The sequence below is a fragment of the Pigmentiphaga sp. NML030171 genome (genome assembly GCF_002188635.1).
GTDB lineage: Bacteria > Pseudomonadota > Gammaproteobacteria > Burkholderiales > Burkholderiaceae_B > Pigmentiphaga > Pigmentiphaga daeguensis.
Map to the genome: position 1 here is coordinate 95,536 of NZ_NINX01000025.1, position 20,229 is coordinate 115,764.

Here is a 20,229-nt window from a genome sequence, read left to right on the forward strand (position 1 = left end):
CGGCTTCAGACCAGGCCGAAGGACTTGGCGCGCAGCGCCGCCTCGGCGCGCGAGGCAATGTTGAGCTTCTCGTAGATGTGCTTGACGTGGTCGCCCACGGTATGGCGCGAGATGCCCAGCGCGGTGGCGATCTCGCCCAGCCGCAGGCCACGCGCCAGCAGCACCAGCACTTCGTTCTCCCGGGCCGACAGCGGGCTGATGACCGTGGACGGCCTCAAGCGGAAATGATCCAGCAGCCGGCGCGCGATGGCGGGCGACAGCGGCGGCTGGCCCTGGGCGATGCCGGTCAGCATGGCCGCGAGCTGGGCCGGCGGATGTTCCTTCAGCACATAGCCCTGCGCGCCGGCCTGCAAGGCGGCGAACAGCTTGCTGTCCTCGCCCGTGATGCTGGACACCACCACGGTGCAGCGCGGATGCCGCAGCGTCAGGGTGGCGATGAGTTCCGTGCCATCGCCGTCGGGCAGTCCCAGGTCCACCAGGGCCAGGTCCGGCACCCGCTCGGCGATGGCCGCGCCCGCCTGCGCCAGGTCCTGGCCGCAGCGCACGCGCGCTTCCGGAAAGGCCAGCGCCACGGCCTCGCTCAGCATGGCCGCCGCTTCCGGCAGGTCTTCGACGATCAGGATGTCGTTCATGCCCGCACCTCCGCCGGCGCCGCCGGCTCCACGGACGCCACGGCTGAATTCCCGGGCCCCAGCGGCAGGCAGATCCTCAGGATACAGCCGTCCTCGCCGCGTTCGAGCCCGACCACCCCCTGGTACTCGGCCAGGCGCCGCCGCATGCCGGCCAGGCCCAGGCCGATGCTGGCCGGCCCCGCAACGGGCGCGCTGCGGCCGGAGCCGCGCATGCCATCGTCCACCATGACGATGTCCAGCCGGCCGTTGCCCGCTCGCACCTCCACCTCGATACGGGTGGGACCGCCATGCTTGAGCGCGTTGGACAGGCCCTCGCGCAGGGCGCGTTCCAGGGTGGCCTTCATCCGGGCCGGCAGGGCCGACTGCATGTCGGGCAGCGGCATGGCCGGCACGAACTCGTTCCAGACGAAATCCACGCCCGCCGCGTCGCAGCGGGTGGCCATCTCGGCGCGCCAATCGGCCAGTGCATCGGCCAGCGGCTGGCTGTGGCCCTCCAGGGCCGACAGCGTGGTGCGCAGGTCGCTCATCGCCGCGCGCGCGACATCGGCCGCCACGCCGTCGCCCGCGCGCGACGCCTGGTGGATCAGCATCAGCAGCCGCGCGCCGATGTCGTCGTGCATGTCCTGCGCGATGCGATGGCGTTCTTCGCGCACGCCCCGCTCGTAGGAATCGCGCCCCTCGCCCGCCTTCTGCACCAGGCTGGACAGCGATACCGCCAGCTCGACGTCGTGCGGCGCGAACAGCCTGCGGCCGCGATCGGCCAGGCGCAGCACCCGCGCCTCCAGGCCGCCGCAGGACGGCACCCACAGCGCCTGCCCCGACTCCAGCAGGGTGGCCGAACGGGGGTCCTCGGCCTCGGCATGCGCAAGGCGGCGAATGTCCAGCGGATCGAACAACTGCCCGAGCAGCGCGTCCCACCGGCGCTCCTGTTCCCCTCGCGAGGGCGAGAAGGCAATGCGGATCAGCTCGGGGAAAGTGGAGTCGACCCGCGCGCCCCGGGCGCCGGTCAGCCGGCGCCACAGCCACTGTCGGAACGGGAAGTACAGCCAGCCGCACAGCAGCAGCGACACGCCCATCGAGAACGCCGGGTTCCAGCGCAGCCAGACGATCAGCGCCGCGTCCATCAGCACCACCGCCAGCGCCCCGGCCAGCCACAGCAGGATCCGGTAGGCCCAGCGGTCCAGGTCGAACAGCCGGTACCGGCGCAGGCCGAACGCGAGCCCGACGTAGATGATCAGGAAGTAGCCGAAGGCGTAGCCCTGGGAGATGGGCGGAAAGAAGCCCAGCACCTTGGATCCCGTCGTCGAGAAGACGAACAGGCCGCTGCCCACCAGCATGGACAGTGCCAGCCAGCGCAGCGCGGCCCGATCCAGCGGACGGCCCCGGCTCATTCTCCATTGCACGCCGGCCAGCGCGATCGCGCCCAGCATCTCGGACATGATGCCCATGCGGGTCCAGTTCTGGCTGGGCAGCCACTGCATCGTGTCGGCCAGCCACCAGGCCCCGTACACCACGGGCAGCGCCCACAGCGCCCCCACCGGCACCAGCCGCCTCGGATAACACAGGAACACCGCCAGCAGCGCGCACCCGAACATGAAGGCGCCGGCGTGGTTGGCGGCGGACAGCGCGTGGAACAGTTCCCCGCCCAGCGCCAGTTCGCGGCTGCTATAGACCGCCGCGGGCACCGCGAAGGCGGGGAAGGCCAGGCCGGTCAGCGCGAACATGCCCGCGCCCAGGTCCGTCGGCCGCAAGGCCCAGACCCAGCATGCGATCAGGCACCCGGCGAAGCTGACGACGAGCTGGAACCAGAACGTCGCCGGCAGCGATCCCAGCGGCCGGGTCGCGGGCGTCCAGACCTCGGCCGCGCGCGAACCATCGACCCGTGTCCACTCGGCCCGCACGGGCCCGTCCAGCAGCGCGCGGAATTTTGCCTGCCGGTCGAAGAACCTGTTCATGCGCGCGTATTCGTCGAAGAAGTCGGGCTCTTCGATCAGGTCGTCGGGCTCCACGTCCAGGCCGGTGCGCTCTCCGGGACGCGAAAGCGCCAGGCGCGACGCGCCTTCCTCCAGGCCATGGGCGGGGCCGCCGGACAGTCCGCGCGCGCGCACGCTGCCGGCTTCGTCGACAGTGAATGCGATGCCCAGCCAGGGCGTCTGCAACGCCCCCCAGGTGGCCGCCGCGGCGGCGGCCGCGCACAGCGCCAGCACCGCCAGCAGGATGCGGGCAGGCACGGCCAGGAACGAATTGATGGGCATGTCGGGATTCCAGCGGCAATCGGGACGCGAACGGGGGCGGCACGCTGATGATGAAGAAAGACCCCGGCCAGTACAAGCCATTCGTCGCCTGCCGGCAACCCCGTGTTCGCGGGATTGCCCGCCCCGCTCCACATGGGAAGAATCGCCGGACACCACCCGACCGGCCGCGAACGCGGCAGGTCTCATCCACGCCACGAAGGTATTCCATGATGAAGCTACCGTTCTTCCCGCCACGCATTGCGCGCCTTGCCGCGTGCGCCTGTCTCGCACTTGCCCTGGGCGCCTGCGGCGGCGACGGCGGCTCGTCGGGCGGCGCGAGTCCGCCGGCACCGAAGACGGACACGCTGTCGGGCACGGCGGCCACCGGCGCCGCCGTGGCCAACGCCACCGTCACCGTCGTGAACGCGGCGGGCGCCACCGCCACCGGCAAGAGCGGCGCCGATGGCCGCTACAGCATCACCATCGAATCGGCGCCGCCCTACCTGCTCAAGGTCTCGACCGGATCGGGATCGGTGCTGTACTCGTTCGCGGCGGCCGCGGGCACGGCCAACATCACGCCGCTGACCACGCTGGCGCTGCATGATGCCGGCGGCAGGAAACCGCTGGCCGCGCTGTTCGAGGGTTGGAAGACCACTCGCCTCGCAGGCGACGCGATCACAGCCGCTGCCAAGCGTGTGAACGCCAACTTCGCCGCGCTCTACACCGCCAAGGGCGTGGATCCCAAGACCTTCGATTTCTTCAGCCGCGGCTTCGCCGCCGACGGCAAGGGCTTCGATGCGGTGCTGGACGGCGTATCGATTTCGCTCAGTTGCTCCACCACGTCCTGCTCGGAAACGATCAAGGTCGGCGAAAGCGTCACCACCTATGATTTCTCGATCAGCGTGGCCGGCATCTCGTTCAGCGGCGGCGGCACGAGCAGCACCATCCCGGCCGGCTCGAAGTGGGAACTGACCGTGCGGGGCTCGGCCAACGGCGTGCCTTTCGAGCAGACCATCGGCAACATCGAATTCGGCGCCGTGCCGGCCTCGGCCGACGGTGCCCAACAGGTGGTGCAGCAGTACGGCGGCGTCTCGGGCGGCGTGTCCGGCCCCGGGGTCAGCCTGAGCTACAGCTACAGCGACCTGTCGACCAGCTACGAGGGCTGCGGAGGCTGCGGCGTCGGCAGCACCATCGTGCTCAAGAGCAAGGGCTCGGTGTCGGTCTCGGGCACCGCAAACGGCATCACGATCCCGCCCACCACGACCCGGTTCGACTACACCTATACCTACAGGCGCACCAGTTGATCCCGGTCCCGGCGGGAGCCGGGCAGGCCCAGCCCCAGGTGATCCCTGAAGGTCGGGCCTTCGTAGTCCAGGCGGAACAGGCCGCGCCGCTGCAGCACCGGCACGACCAGTTCCGCGAATGCCTCGACGGCCCCTGGCACGTAGGCGGGAAAGATGTTGAAGCCGTCCGCCGCCCGCTGGTCGAACCAGGCCTGGATGAAATCGGCGACCTCCTCGGGGTTGCCCACCACGATGGCGCCCATGGCCCCCGCCGTATCGATCAGGTCGCGATAGGAAATACGCGCCGCACCCGTCAGCGACCGGCGGGTGCGGCGGGCGGTCTCGTCGATCAGCCTGCGCCCCGCCTCGGACGCCTGCCCGTACAGCGCGGGTTCCACCACGGCGCCGGGGTCGTTGCCGCGCACGTCCACGCCCAGGGTCTCGGACAGCGCGCTCAGGTTGCGCCGGCGGCCGCGCCCCAGCCCGCCCTTGCGGACCTCGCCCGCCGCCTCTTCCGGGTCCAGCGGCAGGAAGGCGTTCAACCTGTCGTAGATCGCCACGGCTTCTTCGGTGGTGGGCGCGACTATGGGCGTGAGGCCCGGCAGGATGGCGATTTCGTCTTCGCCGCGTCCGTAGCGGGCGGCGCGCTGCTTGATGTCGGCGTAGTAGGCCTGGGCCGACGGAATGTCGGGCTGGCCGGCGAAGATGACGTCGGCCTCGCGCGCGCCCAGTTCGCGCGACCGGTCCGAGGTGCCCGCGTGCAGGATGACCGCATGGCGCTGCGGCAGCCGCGGCACGTCCAGCGGGCCGGCGATGCGGAAGTGCCGTCCGTCGTGATCCAGCGGGACGCCCGCCGGCGCCTCGACCGACGGTGCGCCGTCCCACAATGCCTTCACCACGTCGACGAACTCGTCGGCCCAGTCATAGCGCTTGCCCGTTTCCCAATGCTCGGTGCGGCTGAAGTTGGCGGCGGCGATGTCGTCGGCGCCGGTCACGATGTTCCAGGACGCCCGGCCCGCGCTGACGTGATCCAGCGAGCCCATCAGGCGCGCCACGGAATAGGGATCGTAGTAGGTGGGATTGGCGGTGACGACGATGCCGATGCGCGACGTGGCGGCGGCCAGGCTGGCGGCCGTCGTGAACGGCTCGAGCCGCGACATCTGCGCGGGGTTGGTGCGTTGTAGCCGCGGATCCGTGGCAAGCCGGTCGCCCAGGAACAGGAAGTCGAACCGGGCCCGTTCGGCCACTTGCGTCACGTGCTGCAGGAACTCGATGTCGAACGCCGCGTCCTCTCTGGCGTCCGGCAGGCGCCATCCGGCGGCGTGGGTGCCGGTGGCCCAGAACATCAGGCCCAGGTGCAGGCGGCGGATTGCTTGGCTCATGGCGGTCATCCGTTGACGGGTTGCGCAAGGGAAGCGTGGCGATTGGCGGGACGAGCCAGGCCCAGCCGCCCGCGCAGCGTCGGCGCGAAGCCTGCGGCCGCGGGCCCGATCGGGCCGCACCGGGCCAGCGCCGGCACCACCTGTTCCGCGAAGCGCGGCCACTGGCCGGCTTCGGGCGCGGGCAGCACCGCAAAGCCGTCCGCCAGGCCCCGCGCCACCCAGGCCTGCAAGGTGGCGGCGATCTCGTCCGGCGTGCCGATCGCCGCGACGGCGTCGGGACGGGAGGCCACGCGGGCGCGCAGCCGCCGCGCCTCGTCGGGCGTATCGGCGACCCAGGGCACGATGGGCGCGAGCACCCGCGGCGAGTTCGCTGCGCGCCCCTCGCGCACGGCCAGCGCGCGCAGCGCCTGGCCCGCCTCGCGCACACCGCCCTCGTCCCCGGCCGCCACCACCACGACATCGGCCTCGGCAGCTGCCCACGGCCGCGACGCAGGCGAGCGTTCGACATGGACCAGCGGCAACTGGCCCTGCGGCGGCCGCGCGACGTTCAGCGGTCCCTGGACCTGGAAATGCTCGCCCCGGTGCGCAATGGCGTGGATCTTGGCGCCGTCCACGAAACGGCCGCTAGCCTTGTCGCGCAGGAAAGCGTCGTCCTCCCAGCTGTCCCACAGCGCGCGCACCACGTGCAGGAACTCCCTGGCATGCCGCCCGGGATCCGCCGGCGCGGCGCGATCGCGCACGCCGAAGTTGACCGCCGCCGCGCGCGCGGGATCGTGCACCAGGTTGAGCGCCGCCCGCCCATGGGTGATGTGGTCCAGCGAAGCGGTCAGGCGGGCCAGGTTGAACGGTTCGTAGTAGGCGGCGTCGGCCGTCACGGCCAGGCCCAGGTGGCGGGTGCGCGTCGCGATGAAGGAAGCCGCCGTGAACGGGTCGAGGCGCACGCGCGGCGCGGCGCCTTCGACGCGCGGTTCGTCATCGAGCACCAGCAGGTCGAACCCGGCGCGCTCGACTTCCAGCGCCAGGCTGGTCAGCAGCGAGCCGGCGAACGCCGTCTCGATCGAGGGCTCGGCGCCGCGATGCAGATACGCCAGCAGCGGGCCGCCGGCACGCGGAAGGGATACGGATGTGGAAGACATGTGGAACCCCAGGTGAAGAGTCAGCGCGCCGAGGCCAGCGCGCGCAGCGGAGCCCGGGCCGGCGAGGCGCCTGTGTCGATCGCATGCAGGGCGTCGTAGATCGACGCCTCAAGCTTGAGCAGCGACAGGTCGCCGCGCCGGCGCGGCCGCGGAACGGCCACGCGGAAGGTGTCGTGGATATGGCCCGGCCGGGGCGACAGCAGCACGATGCGGTCGGCCAGGAACACCGCCTCGCCCACGTCGTGCGTGACGAACACCACCGTGCGCCGGTGCGCCTGCCAGATGCGCACCAGGTCTTCCTGCAGCCGGATGCGCGTGATGTGGTCCACCGCGCCGAAGGGCTCGTCCATCAGCAGCACGCTGGGTTCATTAGCCAGCGCGCGGGCGATGCCGGCCCGCTGGCGCATGCCGCCCGACAACTGGTGCGGGTACTTGTCGCCGAATCCCGCCAGCCCCACCAGCTCCAGATAGGCCTCGGCGGTCCGGCGCCGCAGCGCCTTGTCGCGTCCCCGGATCTCCAGGCCCAGCTGGACGTTGCGCGCCACCGTGCGCCAGGGCAGCAGCGAGGCGTCCTGGAACACCACCCCCACCGAGGGGAACGGCCCGGCGATGGGCCGGCCGTCGAACAGGGCCTGCCCGGCGGTGGGGCGCTGCAGGCCGGCCAGGATCTCCAGCAGCGTGCTCTTGCCGCAACCGCTGGGGCCCAGCAGCACCACGAACTCCCCTTCATCGATATCGAGGTCGATATCGGCCAGCGCATGCACGGGCTTCGCGCCCCCATAGACCTGGCTCAGCTTGCGGATCGAGAAAATGGACACCGGGCGACTCCTTGCGATCAGCCTTTCAGCGCCGCCGATCTATCGGGGTACTGGAACGGCTTGACGTATTCCCGCGGCACGAAGCGCAGGTCGATGTACTTCTTCGCGTCATACGGCGCCTTCTGGTTCCGCTGCTCGATCTCGATGCGCTGCGTATCCTGGATGGCGACCGGATCGACGTCGGGATTGTTGTCCCAGACGTCGTCCTCCTGCCTGAGCGCCAGTTCGACCGCGCGGGGGTTGAGCTTGAGCCGCGCCTGCAGCCACGGCAGGTACTCCGGGTAGTTCGCCTTGGCGTAGGTGTAGGACTTGAAATAGGCCCGCAGCCCGCGGCGCAGCAGGTCGGGATCGTTCGCGATCAGCCGGTCGCCCGCGATCAGCACGCCGGTGTGATAAGTGGGCAGGTAGTCCCAGCCCCGGGCCAGCGTGCGGCTGGTCTTCTCCAGCTCGCCCAGCGCGGCAAAGGGCTGGTGGATGATGGTCGCGTCCACCTGGCCGGAGATCAGCGTGCCGTAGGCCTGCTGGGTCGAGCCATTGCCGAACAGCGTCACGTCGCGGCGGGGATCGAGGCCGTTGCGGACCAGGATCGTGCGCAGCACCGTATCCAGGTTCGAACCCGCATGGGCATTGCCCACGGTCTTGCCCTTCAGGCCGGCGATGCTCTGGATGCCGGGCCGGGCGATCAGGAAGTACGGTCCCTTGCTGCGAAAGCCCGACGATACGATCTTGATCGGCGCGCCCAGCGCCGCGGCGCGCAGGTAGACGCTGGTCGGCCCGAACGCGAACGACAGCTCGCCGGTCGCGACGCCGGTCACCGCATCCTGTACGTCCACGAACTCCACCTCCAGGCCCTCTTCGCGGAAGAATCCTTTCTCCACGCCAAAGGCGATGGGCTGCTGGGTGTAGCTGTTGGTGGCCACGAGCTTGAGCTTCTTCGTCGCGGCGCCCTGCGCGGACGACAATCCGGGAACGGAGGCGGAAAGGGCCGCCAGGGCGGCAAGGCGCGACAGCATGTCGCGTCGGTTCTTGTTCATGATGGAATCCACAGGAAAGCGAAGCGGGGAAATGACGAACGGTCAGGCATGCTTCCACCGGAGCAGCACGCGCCTCTCCAGTTGCTCGACCGCGAAGATGATGAGCAGCGCGAACACTGTGATGGTGGCGACCAGCGCGAACACGGCGGCGGTGTCGTAGACACCGGTGGCCCGGTTCAGCAGGTTGCCGATGCCCGCCTTCGAGGCCACGATCTCGGCCAGCAGCGCGGCCACCACGCACATCACCGCCTCCACCCGTACCGCCGCCATGATCGAAGGGATGGCCGACGGCAGCACCACCTTGAAGATGCGCTGCGCCTGCGTCGCGCCCAGCACCCGGGCGACTTTCAGGTGGTTCTCCTGCACCTGCCGGATGCCCGCGATCGTGTTGAACACGAAGATGAAATAGCCGAACAGGAAGACGATGAAGACCTTGTGCGCATAGCCTATGCCCAGGTACAGCGTCAGCAGCGGAATGATCGCGACCTTGGGGACGGCCATCAGCGCGACCAGGAACGGATTGAGAAACCGGTGCACCGCCGGCAGCAGGCCCATCACCACGCCGGTCGAGACGCCGGCCACGAACGCGATGGCGAGTCCCAGCAGCGCCTCGGACAGGGTCACCAGCAGGTGGCGCAGCAGGCCATCCTGCGTCACCAGGCGGGGGAAGGCCTCCAGGACCTGCGTGGGCGATGCCAGGTAGATGGGCTTGACCGCGCCGCTGTCCACCAGGAACTGGATGGACAGCAGGATGGCCGCCAGCAGCAGGACCTGCCCCGCGACGATCAGCAGCGCGGCGGGCACGCGCTTGCGCGGCCGTGGCTCGCGGGCCGCGAGGGGAGGCGCGGGTACGGCATGGAGATGCGACGGAATGCTGGACATGGCGGCAAGGCGGAAAGACGTCGGAGGACTACTCTATGCCGCCGCCGGCCGGCGCCGAAGGAATTTGTCCGCATATGCAATGCCGCAAATCGCATTTCCGCCGCGCCGCGCGCGTTGCTAGATTGCGCGTTCCAGCACTTTTCCGCCTTCGGGACCACGCATGCAATACATCGATCTGGGCACCACCGGCCTGCGCGTCTCGCGGCTGGCATTCGGCGCCTCCAGCTACGGCTCCAGGGACTGGATGCCCTGGGCCCTGTCCGAGGACGACGCCCAGCCCCACTACCGCGCGGCATTCGAGCACGGTTTCAACCTGTTCGACACCGCCGAGTCCTATTCCAGCGGCCTGAGCGAGGAAATCCTGGGCCGCGCCATCAAGCGCTACGGCACGGGCCGCGACAAGGTCGTCATCGCCACCAAGGCGGGCCTGAGCAGCGGTGAGGGCGTCAGCCACGGCCTGTCGCGCAAGCGTATCCGCCACGCCATCGACGACAGCCTGCGGCGCCTGGGAACCGACTACATCGACCTCTATCAGATCCACCGCCTCGATCCCCACACGCCGCTCGAGGAAGTGATGCTGGCCCTGGATGACGTGGTGCGCGCCGGCAAGGCGCTCTACATCGGCGCCAGCAGCATGCACGCCTGGCAGTTCGCCACCTTGCAGCAACTGGCCGGGCGTGACGGGCTGACACGGTTCTCGACCATGCAGAACAAGTACAACCTGCTATACCGGGAAGAAGAGCGCGAGACCCTGCCGCTGTGCCTGCATCAGGGCGTGGCGGTGCTGCCCTACAGCCCCCTGGCGCGCGGCCTGCTGGCCGGCAGCCGGCGCCGGGACACCGAGCGCTCGCGCGTGGTGCGCGACTTCGCGCGGCCCGAGGACGAGCAGGTGGTGGACCGCGTCATCCAGGTCGCCGCCGAGCGCGGCGCCCGGCCGGCGCAGATCGCGCTGGCCTGGCTGCTGCACAACCCCGCGGTGACCGCGCCCATCGTCGGCGCCACGCGCGCCGGCCACCTGGACGATGCCGTGGCGGCGCTGGATATCGCGCTCGGCGCCGAGGAGCTGGAACGGCTGGAAGCGCCGTACGTGCCGCAGCAGGTGCAACTCGACCGCAACGTCGCCCCCACGCCCGGCCAAACGGCATCGCCCGACCTGCTGCGGCTGTTCCGCCGCCAGCCGCCCGGCCCGGCGCCCGGCTGATGCGGCGGCTCAGGCCTTGAACCATCCGAGGCAACCCATGGGCAGCATGGCCCCGGCCACCCATAGCGCACCGTGGCGATAGAGCGCCATCGCCCGATAGCGGGGTCCCGGACGCACTGCCCAGAGCTGCCCAGACGCATCGCCCCACAAGAGCTTCGCATCGACCCGCTCCAGCGCCGCCAGGGCCTGCGGCGCGGACGTGCCGGGCCGGAACAGGACCACGACGGTATCCATGCCGGGCGGCGGACGCAGCGACCATGGCAGGGCAATGGCCACGGCGGCAAGCAGCGCCAGTATCCCGGCCTGCCCGCCCCGGCCCTTGCCGCCGCGGCGGCGCAGCCACGCGCCGGCGGCGACGGAACCCAGGCCGAATACCGCGAACCACGCCAGGTCCCACCACAGCGGGTGCGCGGCATCCATGCGTATGCGATGGATGCCCAGCAGCCAATGCGACAACACGGCGTCCAGCACGTGCCACGCCCCGAAGCCGACCAGCACCAGCGCCCAGGACAGCCGGCCGGCGCCCGGCCGCCCGGCCTCGGTCCGGGCGCGCCACAGCAGCCACAGGCCCGCCAGCGCGACCAGGTACATCAACAGATGGAACAAGCCGTCCGCCATGACCTGCACACGCAGGTCGCGCCAGGCTTCCCCCTGCAAGCCGCTGAGCAGGTGGTGCCATTGCAGGATCTGGTGCAGCAGGATGCCGTCGAAGAATCCGCCCAGGGCAAAGCCCAGCAGATAGCCGGCCCATCGGAACGAAGCGGATGGCACCCATGCTGCGCAGGCCGGAGGAACGCTTCTCATGAGCAGGCCTCCATGCACGCGGCACGTCTCTTGCTGCTGACCGGCTTTCCGGAGGCCCGACCATGAAGGACCCGAACCGCCCATCCCCGGCCAAGCCCGCCACCGTCATACGCCAACGCCCGGCCGATCCCAACTGGCTGGGCGTCGGCTCCGAAGACCGGCCGCGCGAGGAAGTCGAACCGCAGACCGGTGCCGAACCCGCCGACGTCGGCAGGAAGATGCCGGGCGAGGTCCCGCCCGCTGGCAAGCCGCCCTCGCCCCGGGGGCGCGACCCCGACCTGGCCTGACACCGCGGCCGGATGCCCGCGCGGCGCGGGCATCAATCTTCCCTCTCGTCTTGCTCGACACGCTCGAGCCAGTCGCGCCGGCGCTGCACGCCTTCCGTGCCGCCGGCCGTCATGCCGTCGCCCAGCGTATTGCCGCTGCCGGCCACAGGCGCATCGCGCTCTTCCGAATCCCCGTCACGCCTGTCATTGCCGGCGGCCCCGTCGCTGCGCACTTCCACGTCGGCGCCCTGCTGGCCGCGCTGGGCGGGGGTGAAATCGTCGGACCCGGGCAGCGTGCCGGTCCTGGCTTCGCGGCTGGCCTCGGCCGCCGCCTGGTCGAACTCGGTGGTGGCGCCTTGGGGACCGGGCGGATGGTCCATGTCCGGACGCGGGGCATCGTCGGACGAGACATGCTCCGGGCGCGGCGCGCCGGCATTGGGATCGGGAGGTGGTTTCATGGTCGGCTCCTGCTTGGATACGGCATGGGCAGCAGCATTCGTGCCCGGGGCCTGGCGCCGCCTGGCCGCAACGACGACGCCCGAGATGGGCCGCCTTGCTCATCTGTAGCAAAATAGCGCCCATGCGGCCGCGTGCCGCGCCCTTCGAATACCCGGATTTCCCCATGCCCGTCATCACCTGCATCGAAGACCTGCGTCAGCTCGCCAGGAAGCGCGTCCCGCGCGCCTTCTACGACTATGCCGACAGCGGCTCGTACACCGAGTGCACCTATCGCGCCAACGCCGACGACCTGGCGGCCATCAAGCTGCGCCAGCGCGTGGCGGTCAACGTCGACAACCGCTCCACCCGCAGCACCCTGCTCGGCCAGGAGGTCAGCATGCCGGTGGCGATCGCGCCGACCGGCCTGGCGGGCATGCAATGGGCCGACGGCGAGATCCTGGGCGCCCAGGCCGCCGAGCAGTTCGGCATCCCCTTCACGCTGTCCACGATGAGCATCTGCTCGATCGAGGACGTGGCCGCGGCCACCACCAAGCCCTTCTGGTTCCAGCTGTACGTGATGCGCGACCGCGAGTTCATCGCCGACCTGATCCAGCGCGCCAAGGCGGCCCGGTGCTCGGCCCTGGTGCTGACCCTGGACCTGCAGATCCTGGGCCAGCGCCACAAGGACCTGAAGAACGGCATGACCGTGCCGCTGCGCCCCACGCTGGCCAACCTGCTGGACCTGGCGAGCAAGCCCGCCTGGGCATTGCGCATGCTGGGCGCCCGGCGCCGGACCTTCGGCAACCTGGCCGGCCACGTCAAGGACGCCGACGGCATCAACAGCCTGGCCCGCTGGACCGCCCGCCAGTTCGACCCCACGCTGTCCTGGAAGGACGTGGAGTGGATCAAGCAGCAATGGGGCGGCAAGCTCATCATGAAAGGCATCCTGGACCCCGAGGACGCGCGCATCGCCGCCTCGTGCGGCGCGGATGCGATCGTGGTCAGCAACCATGGAGGCCGCCAGCTCGACGGCGCGCAGTCCTCCATCGCCGCCCTGCCCGCCATCGTCGAGGCGGTGGGCGACAGGACCGAGGTCCTGTTCGACGGCGGCGTGCGCAGCGGACAGGACGTGCTCAAGGCATTGGCCCTGGGCGCGCGCGGCGCGATGATAGGCCGCGCCTTCCTGTACGGGCTGGGCGCCATGGGCCGGCCCGGCGTCGATGCCGCGCTCGGCATCATCCAGCGCGAACTGGACGTCAGCATGGCCTTGACCGGCACGCGCACCATCGCCGAGATCGGCCCCGACATCCTGATCCGCCCCTGACGAGAACCCAACCCCACCCACCCGTCCTGGAGAATCCCATGAAGGTCCTGTTGCCCGGCCTGGCGGCCGCCCTGCTCCTGGTGTCCGGCTGCGCCACCACCGAGGAAACCAATTCGGCCATACGGGCACGCTGGATCGGCCAGTCCACCGACGCCTTCTTTTCGCAGTACGGCCCGCCGCAGCGTTCGTACAAGCTGGGCGACGGCAGTGCCGTCTACAACTGGCGCGGCGGCGAGAAAAGCATCCAGCACGCCGCGCAGTACCGCGACGTGCCGCGCGACAAGGACTCCAAGAAGACCGACCGCGTGATGGTGTCGCCGGCCCGCACCGAAGAGCTGTTCTGCGAGCTGCAGATCAATGCCAATGCCGCCGGCAGCATCACCGCCATCCAGACCACGCGTGAATCCTCCGGCGCCGGGTTCAGCTTCTCGCGCTGCGCCGAGGTATTCGACAAGCGCTGATCCGGGCGGCGGCCGTCACAGCACGGGCGCGAACAGCCGCGCCACGTGCATGACCACGCGCGGCAGCAGGGGCACGGTCTCCCACTCGCCCGGCCCCACTTCCTTGGCCAACGCGAAGTCGGCCAGCAGCATGGCCTGCGCCTGGGCCGCGAATTCGGGACTGACGGTCAGCACGCTCAGCTCGAAATTGAGCCGGAACGAGCGGTTGTCCAGGTTGGCGCTGCCCACCGCGACCGTGTCGTCGTCGATCAGCATCACCTTCTGGTGCAGGAACCCCGGCTGGTATCGATAGATCCGCACGCCCGCGCGCACCGCCTCGTAGGTGTGGAACAGCGAAGCCTGGTAGACCGTGAAATGGTCGGGCCGGCAGGGCAACAGCACCCGCACGTCCACCCCGCGCAGCACCGCCAGCCGGAGCGCCGACTGCACGGCCGAATCTGGCACGAAATACGGCGAGGTCAGCCAGATGCGCCGCCGCGCCGCCTGGATGGCCTGCGTCATGAACAGCGAACCGGTCTCCTGGTGGTCGGCCGGACCGCTGGCGATGGCCAGGCAGGTCATGTCGCCCGGGGCTTCCTCCGGCATGGCCAGCTCGGGTAGGGTCTGCGTGACCCAATACCAGTCTTCGCTGAACGTGCGCTGGATCTGCGCCACGATGGGACCGGCCAGGCGGATGTGGGTGTCCCGCCACGGCGACAGGCGCGGATTGCCGCCCAGATAGTCCTCGCCCACGTTGTGGCCGCCGACGAAGGCCACCTGCCCGTCGACCACGACGATCTTGCGATGGTTGCGGAAATTCAGCTGGAAGCGGTTGCTGACCCGGCGCACCGAGAACGCATGGATCTGCACGCCGCCCGCGCGCAGGGACTCGACGTAGCGGCGGGCCAGCGCGTGGCTGCCGATGCCGTCGTACAGGAAATGGATCTTGACCCCATCCGCGGCGCGCGCCAGCAGGCGGCGGTGCAGTTCGCGCCCCAGCGGATCGTCGCGCACGATGAAGAACTGCACGAGGACGTAGCGCCGCGCCCGGTCGATGGCCTCGAAAATCGCATCGAAGGTTTCCCGGCCGTTCTCCAGCAGGCCGACCTGGTTGCCGGCCAGGAAGCGGCGGCCCATCAGCCGGTCCAGCGCCAGGAAGCGCCGCAGCGCCGGCTCCGTCGCGGCGTCGCGGCGCGCGGCCACGGTAAGCTGCGACTGGTTGACGTCGGCCTCGGTACGCGCGCGCGCCCGCGCGCTGTTGAACCGGTGTTCGTCCACGTAGCCGGCAAAGCGGCTGCGGCCCAGGAACAGATACGGAATCAGCGTCAGGTAGGGAACGGAGACCAGCGCCACGGCCCAGGCCACCGCGCCCTGCGAGGTGCGGGTGTTCATGATCGCGTGGCACGCTGCGATGATGCCCAGCACATGGAGGGTGGCGACCTCCAGACCGATCGACAGCAGACTTTCCGCCATGTTGGCGACCTCCCGGTATCAGTCGTCGCGGTTCGGATCGAGACCGGGGAACAGCACTTCGGTGAAGCCGAACTTCGAGAAATCCTCGATGCGCGACGGGTACAGGCGTCCGATCAGGTGGTCGCATTCATGCTGCACCACCCGGGCGTGAAAACCGTCTGCCACGCGGTCGATGGGAACCCCGGCGGGGTCGATGCCGGTGTAGCGGATGGAGACGTGGCGCGGCACCGCCCCGCGCAGGCCCGGTACCGACAGGCAGCCTTCCCAGCCCTCTTCCTTCTCGTCGGACAGGGGCGTGATGACGGGATTGATGAGTATGGTGCGCGGCACCGCCGGCGCGTCGGGATAGCGCTCGCTGCTGTCGAAGCCGAAGATCACCACCTGCAGGTCGACGCCGATCTGCGGCGCGGCCAGCCCCACGCCGCCCGCGGCCTCCATCGTATCGAACATGTCCTGGATCAGCGCATCGAGCGCCTGGGTACCGGTTTCCCGAACCGGCTTGGCGACGCGCAGCAGGCGTTCGTCGCCCATCTTCAATATTTCGCGGATCATGGAACTGCCCTGGAACGGTCCTGCCGGGCCCTTTGCCCGGGGGGTGCCTATCCGGATTGTGCCAGATCGGCACCGCCGCGAGGCCGATGGCGTCCCACGCAGGTGCCGCAGGGATGACTGCGGCACTTGCCCGCGGGTGCCGCTACTTCAATTCCTGTCCAAGCACGCCCTGCGCCGACGGCCGGGTGCTGACGCGCTCGTGCCATTGCGCCAGCAGCGGCGTGGCCGGGCGCTCGATGGGCAGCAGGAACCAGCGGTCGATGGCGCAGCCGACGGCGATGTCGCCGATGGTGAAGCGGTCGCCCGCCAGGTACTGGCGGCCGTCGGCCAGGAACTTCTCCAGCAGCAGGATCAGCTTGTTGCCGCGCGCCACGGACTCGGCGATGGCCTGGTGGTTGCGCTTGTCTTCCGGCGTGCGGATCAGGCCGATGAAGGCCGGCCCCATGGCGGGCCCGAACTCGGTGGCCTGCCAGTCCAGCCAGCGATCGCTCAGGCCGCGCTCGCGCGGGTCGGTCGGCCACAGCGTGCCGGCGCCGTACTGGGCAGCCAGGTAGCGCACGATGGAGTTCGATTCCCACAGGATGTAGCCGTTGTCATCCAGCGTGGGGATCTTGCCGTTGGGATTCAGCGCCAGGTACTCGGGCTTGTCCAGTCCGCCATAGGGGCCGCCCACGTCGATGCGCTCGAACTGCAGGCCCAGCTCTCGCGCGGCCCACACCGCCTTGGCAACATTGATGGAAGTCAGGCGGCCCCAGATGGTCATCATGGTGGAAATCTCCGTGTACGGGTGCAAGGAATGGAATAAAGGGTGCTATGCCCGCGGGTCCGGATCCGCCGCCGGGCGCAAGGCCGCCTCGGCAACGGCGTCCAGCACGCCGGGCAGCTCCGACAACACCGGCAATGACGCGAACCGCACCGCGGGATGCGCCGCGCGCGCTTCGTCCAGAAGACGCGCCAGGTCTCGCGTCACGTGCGCGCCCGCCGCCCAGAATACCGGCAGGACGGCGATCTCGGCCACCCCCTGGCTCGCCAGGACGGCGATGGCCTCGGGCAGGGTGGGCGGCATCAATTCCAGGAACGCGATCTCGACCGGCGTGCCGGGATCGCGCCCGCGCAGCACGCGGGCCAGTTCCGCCATGGGACGCGCCCATTGCGGATCCCGCGACCCGTGCGCGAACAGGACGATGCCTCGGCGCGGCGTCATGCGGACGCCCCCAGGCGCGCCGCGGCATCGAGGATGGCGTCGCGCTGGGCCGCGATCGCGGCCGGCAGCGGTTCGCGCCCCTGCTGGATGGCGCGCACCCAGGCCGCCGTCGAGGCGGCCTCGCGCGCGGGCAGGGCCGGCAGCCCGGCCTCGGCGCGTTCCGCGCCCTCGACCGCGGTGGCCTCGACGCCGTCCAGCCAGCGCGCGATGCGCTGGGGGCGACGGGTGCTGGCGACCGCCTCGCCTTCGGTGGCGCGCATCAGCAGCGCCGCCTCGCGCCGCAGCGCGAAAAGCTCGGCCAGCATGGCGCCGAATTCGGGATGGGTGTAGGCGGACAGCAGCAGGCTGGGGCCTTGCACCGGCCGCAGCAGCTTGGCCAGCGTATGCGCGACGTTGCGCACGCCCAGGATGCGGCGCAGGCCCACGACCCGGGCCAGGCCAGGACTGGCGACGGCCAGCGGCAGATAGGCCAGCCCCCGGTCGCGCAGCGCCCGCGCGGCGGCGTCGGCATCGGACGAGGCCTCGATGCCGAGTTGTTCCAGGATATCGATGGTGGGCACGCGCGCGGCGTTCGAACCCGCGCCCGCCCGGGCCGGATCGGAGGCCTGCCCGTGCAGCAGCACCGGCAGGCCGGCCTGCGCCACGGTCCAGGCCAGCAGCGGCACGAGGTTGGGCGCATGGCGCGAACCGTTGTAGGTGGGCAGGACGACCACGGGGCGTCCGGCGGGCGCTTCGACGCGCGCCATCCTGGCCTCGGCCGCGTCCAGGAAGCCGGCCACCTCGGACACGGACTCGCCCTTCATGCGCAGGGCCAGCAGCACCGCGCCCAGTTCCAGTTCGGACACCCGGCCATCCAGGATGGCGCCCATCAGTTCGCCGGCCTGGCCGCGCGCCAGCGCGCGCGATCCGTCCTTGCCGCGGCCGATCTCGCGGATCAGCGGTGCGCACGCATAGGGTTCGGTCATGGGCGCTCCATTACACGCGCTTCATCAGGTCGTTGATGCGTTCGGCGGCGCGGCACAGCAGCGGCAGCAGTTCGTCCTGCATCTGCCGCGCGGTCACGAGGTGCGCCTGGCCGCTCAGGTTCAAGGCGGCGACCGTGCGGCCGCTGCGGTCGCGGATGGGCGCGGCGATGGCGACCAGCCCGGTCTCGAGTTCGCGGTCCACCAGCGACCAGCCCTGCTCGCGCACTTTCAGGATGGCCGCCTTGAGCTGGGCCGGATCGGTCACCGTCAATGGCGTGTGGGCCCGCAGGTCGGAATTCGCCAGCACCGCATCGATCTCGGCATCGGCCAGGCCGGCCAGCAGCACGCGCCCCATGGCCGAGCAGTAGGCGGGCAGGCGACTGCCTATCCCGAGGTTGATGGACATGATGCGCCCGGTCGGGATGCGCAGCACGTAGACGATGTCCGTACCGTCCAGCACGGTGGCCGAGCAGGACTGGTGGGCCTCGTTGGTCAGTTGCTCCATGATGGGCTCGGCCAGGTCCCAGAACGGCATGGACGTCAGGTAGGCGAAACCCAGTTCGAGTATGCGGGGCGTGAGCCGGAACAGCCTGCCCTCGGTGGCCACGTAGCCCAGCTGCACCAGCGTCAGCAGGATGCGGCGCGCGCCGGCCCGCGTCAGGCCGGCGGCCTCGGCCACCTCGGTCAGGGTCATGGCGGGCCGTTCGGCGCTGAAGGACCGGATGACGGTCAATCCGCGCGCGAAGGACTGCACGTAGGCATCGCTGGGCTTGACCGCGTCGCCCTCGGCGACCGCGGACACGCGGGCAGCCTCCTGGCGGCCCGCGCCGATGCCGGCCGGCTTGCCGCCGGCCGATGGGTGTTGCGTCATGCAGCCCTGGCGATCAGATCAGTTCGAAGGCCATGGCCGTGGCTTCGCCTCCGCCTATGCACAGCGAGGCCACGCCGCGCTTGGCGTTGCGCTGGCGCATGGCCCCCAGCAGGGTGGCGATCAGCCGCGCGCCGCTGGCGCCGATGGGGTGGCCCAGGGCGGTGGCGCCGCCATGCACGTTCACCTTCTCGTGCGGCAGCTTGTGCTCGGCCATCGCGGCCATGGTCACCACGGCGAAGGCTTCGTTGATCTCGTACAGGTCGACGTCGCCCGGCTTCCAGCCGGTCTTGGCGAACAGCGTGGCCAGCGCGCCCACCGGCGCGGTGGTGAACCATTGGGGCTCCTGCGAATGCTGCGCGTGGGCGACCACGCGGGCCAGCGGCGTGGCGCCCAGCTTCTCGGCGGTGGAGGCGCGCATCAGCACCAGGGCGGCGGCGCCGTCCGAGATCGACGAGGAGTTGGCGGCGGTGACGGTGCCGTCCTTCTTGAACGCGGGCTTGAGGGTGGGAATCTTCTCGGGCATGGCCTTGTAGGGGGCCTCGTCGCGCGCGATGATCTTCTCGCCCTTGCGGTCGGCCACGGTGACCGGCGCGATTTCCCATTCGAAGCTGCCGTCCTCGCTGGCGGCCTTGGCGCGGCGCAGCGACTCCAGCGAATAGGCGTCCTGCTGCTCGCGGGTGAAGCTGTACTTGGCGGCGCAGTCCTCGGCGAACACGCCCATGGCGCGGCCCTTGTCATAGGCGTCTTCCAGGCCGTCCATCGCCATGTGGTCGTACATGGTGGCGTGGCCGTAGCGATAGCCTTGCCGCGCCTTGGGCAGCAGGTAGGGGGCATTGCTCATGCTTTCCATGCCGCCCGCCAGCGCGACCTGGACGCTGCCGGCCAGCAGCAGGTCGTGCGCCAGCATCGTGGCCTTCATGCCCGACCCGCAGATCTTGTTGATGGTGGAACAACTGGTGCCGAGCGGCAGGCCCGCGCCCAGCGCGGCCTGGCGGGCCGGAGCCTGGCCCTGGCCGGCTTGCAGCACGTTGCCCATCAGCACTTCCTGTATCTGTTCGGGTTTCAGGCCCGAACGCTCGATCGCCGCCTTGATGGCGATTGCGCCCAACTGGTTGGCGGAAAGCCCTGAAAGCTCGCCCAACATGGCGCCCATGGGGGTACGGGCGGCCGATACGATAACAACGGGATCCGACATCTTCGACTCCTGACTCTGAAAAGCGGCGGGCGCCACGGGCAAGGGCGGCGGCTGCGTTCCGGGAATGCATCCGCCGGCACCTAGGTACACTAGCT

General features: G+C 70.2%; 21 protein-coding genes. 5 read left to right on the forward strand and 16 right to left on the reverse strand.

Annotated elements, in window-relative coordinates:
• Nucleotides 1-5: 5 nt before the first annotated feature.
• Both CDO46_RS08320 and CDO46_RS08325 read right to left on the reverse strand, forming a co-directional pair.
• Complete coding sequence (locus CDO46_RS08320) at nt 6-632, reverse strand: response regulator transcription factor (protein ID WP_087838075.1); 627 nt, start codon at nt 630-632, stop codon at nt 6-8.
• Nucleotides 629-2,887, reverse strand: a complete 2,259-nt coding sequence (locus tag CDO46_RS08325) for an ATP-binding protein (RefSeq protein WP_176400686.1) — start codon at nt 2,885-2,887, stop codon at nt 629-631. The genes CDO46_RS08320 and CDO46_RS08325 overlap by 4 nt, the downstream gene beginning before the upstream one ends.
• Before the next feature lie 206 nt (nt 2,888-3,093).
• Between CDO46_RS08325 and CDO46_RS08330 the strand changes: the two genes are divergently transcribed.
• Nucleotides 3,094-4,170: an Ig-like domain-containing protein gene (locus tag CDO46_RS08330; RefSeq protein WP_087838077.1), complete on the forward strand. Its 1,077-nt coding sequence runs from the start codon at nt 3,094-3,096 to the stop codon at nt 4,168-4,170.
• Here CDO46_RS08330 and CDO46_RS08335 read toward each other — a convergent pair.
• Genes CDO46_RS08335 through CDO46_RS08355 form a run of 5 tightly spaced genes read right to left on the reverse strand, consistent with a single transcriptional unit; the run spans nt 4,152 to nt 9,401 of the window.
• Entirely contained in the window at nt 4,152-5,531 is a 1,380-nt protein-coding gene (locus CDO46_RS08335) for an NtaA/DmoA family FMN-dependent monooxygenase (RefSeq protein WP_087838078.1), read from the reverse strand. The genes CDO46_RS08330 and CDO46_RS08335 overlap by 19 nt on opposite strands.
• 5 nt (nt 5,532-5,536) lie before the next feature.
• A complete protein-coding gene (locus tag CDO46_RS08340) occupies nt 5,537-6,667 on the reverse strand; it encodes an LLM class flavin-dependent oxidoreductase (protein WP_087838079.1) in 1,131 nt (376 codons plus the stop codon).
• A 20-nt stretch (nt 6,668-6,687) separates the two neighbouring features.
• On the reverse strand, nt 6,688-7,485 hold the full coding sequence (locus CDO46_RS08345) for an ABC transporter ATP-binding protein (RefSeq protein WP_087838080.1): 798 nt from the start codon (nt 7,483-7,485) through the stop codon (nt 6,688-6,690).
• A gap of 17 nt (nt 7,486-7,502) precedes the next feature.
• Complete coding sequence (locus tag CDO46_RS08350) at nt 7,503-8,519, reverse strand: ABC transporter substrate-binding protein (RefSeq protein WP_087838081.1); 1,017 nt, start codon at nt 8,517-8,519, stop codon at nt 7,503-7,505.
• 42 nt (nt 8,520-8,561) lie between these two features.
• The gene (locus tag CDO46_RS08355; protein WP_087838082.1) at nt 8,562-9,401 is read right to left on the reverse strand and encodes an ABC transporter permease; all 840 of its coding nucleotides are present in this window, start codon (nt 9,399-9,401) and stop codon (nt 8,562-8,564) included.
• A gap of 160 nt (nt 9,402-9,561) precedes the next feature.
• On the opposite strand from CDO46_RS08355, the gene CDO46_RS08360 reads away from it, so the two are divergent.
• A complete protein-coding gene (locus CDO46_RS08360; protein WP_087838083.1) occupies nt 9,562-10,602 on the forward strand; it encodes an aldo/keto reductase in 1,041 nt (346 codons plus the stop codon).
• 9 nt (nt 10,603-10,611) lie between these two features.
• Here the strand turns inward: CDO46_RS08360 and CDO46_RS08365 are convergent, their stop codons facing one another.
• The gene (locus CDO46_RS08365; protein ID WP_087838084.1) at nt 10,612-11,406 is read right to left on the reverse strand and encodes a DUF2243 domain-containing protein; all 795 of its coding nucleotides are present in this window, start codon (nt 11,404-11,406) and stop codon (nt 10,612-10,614) included.
• A 62-nt stretch (nt 11,407-11,468) separates the two neighbouring features.
• Here CDO46_RS08365 and CDO46_RS08370 point away from each other — a divergent pair, with 62 nt between their 5' ends.
• Entirely contained in the window at nt 11,469-11,693 is a 225-nt protein-coding gene (locus tag CDO46_RS08370) for a hypothetical protein (RefSeq protein ID WP_087838085.1), read from the forward strand.
• A gap of 32 nt (nt 11,694-11,725) precedes the next feature.
• Here CDO46_RS08370 and CDO46_RS08375 read toward each other — a convergent pair whose 3' ends face one another.
• Nucleotides 11,726-12,130, reverse strand: a complete 405-nt coding sequence (locus tag CDO46_RS08375) for a hypothetical protein (RefSeq protein WP_087838086.1) — start codon at nt 12,128-12,130, stop codon at nt 11,726-11,728.
• Nucleotides 12,131-12,294: 164 nt separating this feature from the next.
• On the opposite strand from CDO46_RS08375, the gene CDO46_RS08380 reads away from it, so the two are divergent.
• Entirely contained in the window at nt 12,295-13,434 is a 1,140-nt protein-coding gene (locus CDO46_RS08380; protein ID WP_087838153.1) for an alpha-hydroxy acid oxidase, read from the forward strand.
• A 38-nt stretch (nt 13,435-13,472) separates the two neighbouring features.
• Nucleotides 13,473-13,895: a hypothetical protein gene (locus tag CDO46_RS08385; protein WP_087838087.1), complete on the forward strand. Its 423-nt coding sequence runs from the start codon at nt 13,473-13,475 to the stop codon at nt 13,893-13,895.
• A 15-nt stretch (nt 13,896-13,910) separates the two neighbouring features.
• Here the strand turns inward: CDO46_RS08385 and cls are convergent, their stop codons facing one another.
• From cls to CDO46_RS08420, 7 genes are all read right to left on the reverse strand, one after another.
• Nucleotides 13,911-15,347, reverse strand: coding sequence for a cardiolipin synthase (gene cls, locus CDO46_RS08390; RefSeq protein WP_087838088.1), 1,437 nt, complete (start codon nt 15,345-15,347; stop codon nt 13,911-13,913).
• A gap of 18 nt (nt 15,348-15,365) precedes the next feature.
• The gene (def, locus tag CDO46_RS08395; protein WP_087838089.1) at nt 15,366-15,899 is read right to left on the reverse strand and encodes a peptide deformylase; all 534 of its coding nucleotides are present in this window, start codon (nt 15,897-15,899) and stop codon (nt 15,366-15,368) included.
• Between the two features lie 142 nt (nt 15,900-16,041).
• Nucleotides 16,042-16,665, reverse strand: a complete 624-nt coding sequence (locus CDO46_RS08400; RefSeq protein WP_087838090.1) for a glutathione S-transferase family protein — start codon at nt 16,663-16,665, stop codon at nt 16,042-16,044.
• A gap of 45 nt (nt 16,666-16,710) precedes the next feature.
• The gene (locus CDO46_RS08405) at nt 16,711-17,103 is read right to left on the reverse strand and encodes a sirohydrochlorin chelatase (protein WP_087838091.1); all 393 of its coding nucleotides are present in this window, start codon (nt 17,101-17,103) and stop codon (nt 16,711-16,713) included.
• Entirely contained in the window at nt 17,100-18,068 is a 969-nt protein-coding gene (gene ybiB / locus CDO46_RS08410) for a DNA-binding protein YbiB (RefSeq protein WP_087838092.1), read from the reverse strand. Before ybiB ends, CDO46_RS08405 begins: the two co-directional genes overlap by 4 nt.
• 10 nt (nt 18,069-18,078) lie before the next feature.
• Nucleotides 18,079-18,939: an IclR family transcriptional regulator gene (locus tag CDO46_RS08415; protein WP_087838093.1), complete on the reverse strand. Its 861-nt coding sequence runs from the start codon at nt 18,937-18,939 to the stop codon at nt 18,079-18,081.
• A gap of 13 nt (nt 18,940-18,952) precedes the next feature.
• A complete protein-coding gene (locus tag CDO46_RS08420) occupies nt 18,953-20,134 on the reverse strand; it encodes an acetyl-CoA C-acetyltransferase (protein WP_087838094.1) in 1,182 nt (393 codons plus the stop codon).
• Nucleotides 20,135-20,229 lie beyond the last annotated feature (95 nt).

Bases quoted from the DNA above. Each gene is read 5' to 3' on its own strand.
- CDO46_RS08320 (WP_087838075.1), bottom strand. From the start codon at position 632: ATGAACGACATCCTGATCGTCGAAGACCTGCCGGAAGCGGCGGCCATG.
- CDO46_RS08325 (WP_176400686.1), bottom strand. From the start codon at position 2,887: ATGCCCATCAATTCGTTCCTGGCCGTGCCTGCCCGCATCCTGCTGGCG.
- CDO46_RS08330 (WP_087838077.1), top strand. From the start codon at position 3,094: ATGATGAAGCTACCGTTCTTCCCGCCACGCATTGCGCGCCTTGCCGCG.
- CDO46_RS08335 (WP_087838078.1), bottom strand. From the start codon at position 5,531: ATGAGCCAAGCAATCCGCCGCCTGCACCTGGGCCTGATGTTCTGGGCC.
- CDO46_RS08340 (WP_087838079.1), bottom strand. From the start codon at position 6,667: ATGTCTTCCACATCCGTATCCCTTCCGCGTGCCGGCGGCCCGCTGCTG.
- CDO46_RS08350 (WP_087838081.1), bottom strand. From the start codon at position 8,519: ATGAACAAGAACCGACGCGACATGCTGTCGCGCCTTGCCGCCCTGGCG.
- CDO46_RS08355 (WP_087838082.1), bottom strand. From the start codon at position 9,401: ATGTCCAGCATTCCGTCGCATCTCCATGCCGTACCCGCGCCTCCCCTC.
- CDO46_RS08360 (WP_087838083.1), top strand. From the start codon at position 9,562: ATGCAATACATCGATCTGGGCACCACCGGCCTGCGCGTCTCGCGGCTG.
- CDO46_RS08365 (WP_087838084.1), bottom strand. From the start codon at position 11,406: ATGAGAAGCGTTCCTCCGGCCTGCGCAGCATGGGTGCCATCCGCTTCG.
- CDO46_RS08370 (WP_087838085.1), top strand. From the start codon at position 11,469: ATGAAGGACCCGAACCGCCCATCCCCGGCCAAGCCCGCCACCGTCATA.
- CDO46_RS08375 (WP_087838086.1), bottom strand. From the start codon at position 12,130: ATGAAACCACCTCCCGATCCCAATGCCGGCGCGCCGCGCCCGGAGCAT.
- CDO46_RS08380 (WP_087838153.1), top strand. From the start codon at position 12,295: ATGCCCGTCATCACCTGCATCGAAGACCTGCGTCAGCTCGCCAGGAAG.
- CDO46_RS08385 (WP_087838087.1), top strand. From the start codon at position 13,473: ATGAAGGTCCTGTTGCCCGGCCTGGCGGCCGCCCTGCTCCTGGTGTCC.
- cls (WP_087838088.1), bottom strand. From the start codon at position 15,347: ATGGCGGAAAGTCTGCTGTCGATCGGTCTGGAGGTCGCCACCCTCCAT.
- def (WP_087838089.1), bottom strand. From the start codon at position 15,899: ATGATCCGCGAAATATTGAAGATGGGCGACGAACGCCTGCTGCGCGTC.
- CDO46_RS08400 (WP_087838090.1), bottom strand. From the start codon at position 16,665: ATGATGACCATCTGGGGCCGCCTGACTTCCATCAATGTTGCCAAGGCG.
- CDO46_RS08405 (WP_087838091.1), bottom strand. From the start codon at position 17,103: ATGACGCCGCGCCGAGGCATCGTCCTGTTCGCGCACGGGTCGCGGGAT.
- ybiB (WP_087838092.1), bottom strand. From the start codon at position 18,068: ATGACCGAACCCTATGCGTGCGCACCGCTGATCCGCGAGATCGGCCGC.
- CDO46_RS08415 (WP_087838093.1), bottom strand. From the start codon at position 18,939: ATGACGCAACACCCATCGGCCGGCGGCAAGCCGGCCGGCATCGGCGCG.
- CDO46_RS08420 (WP_087838094.1), bottom strand. From the start codon at position 20,134: ATGTCGGATCCCGTTGTTATCGTATCGGCCGCCCGTACCCCCATGGGC.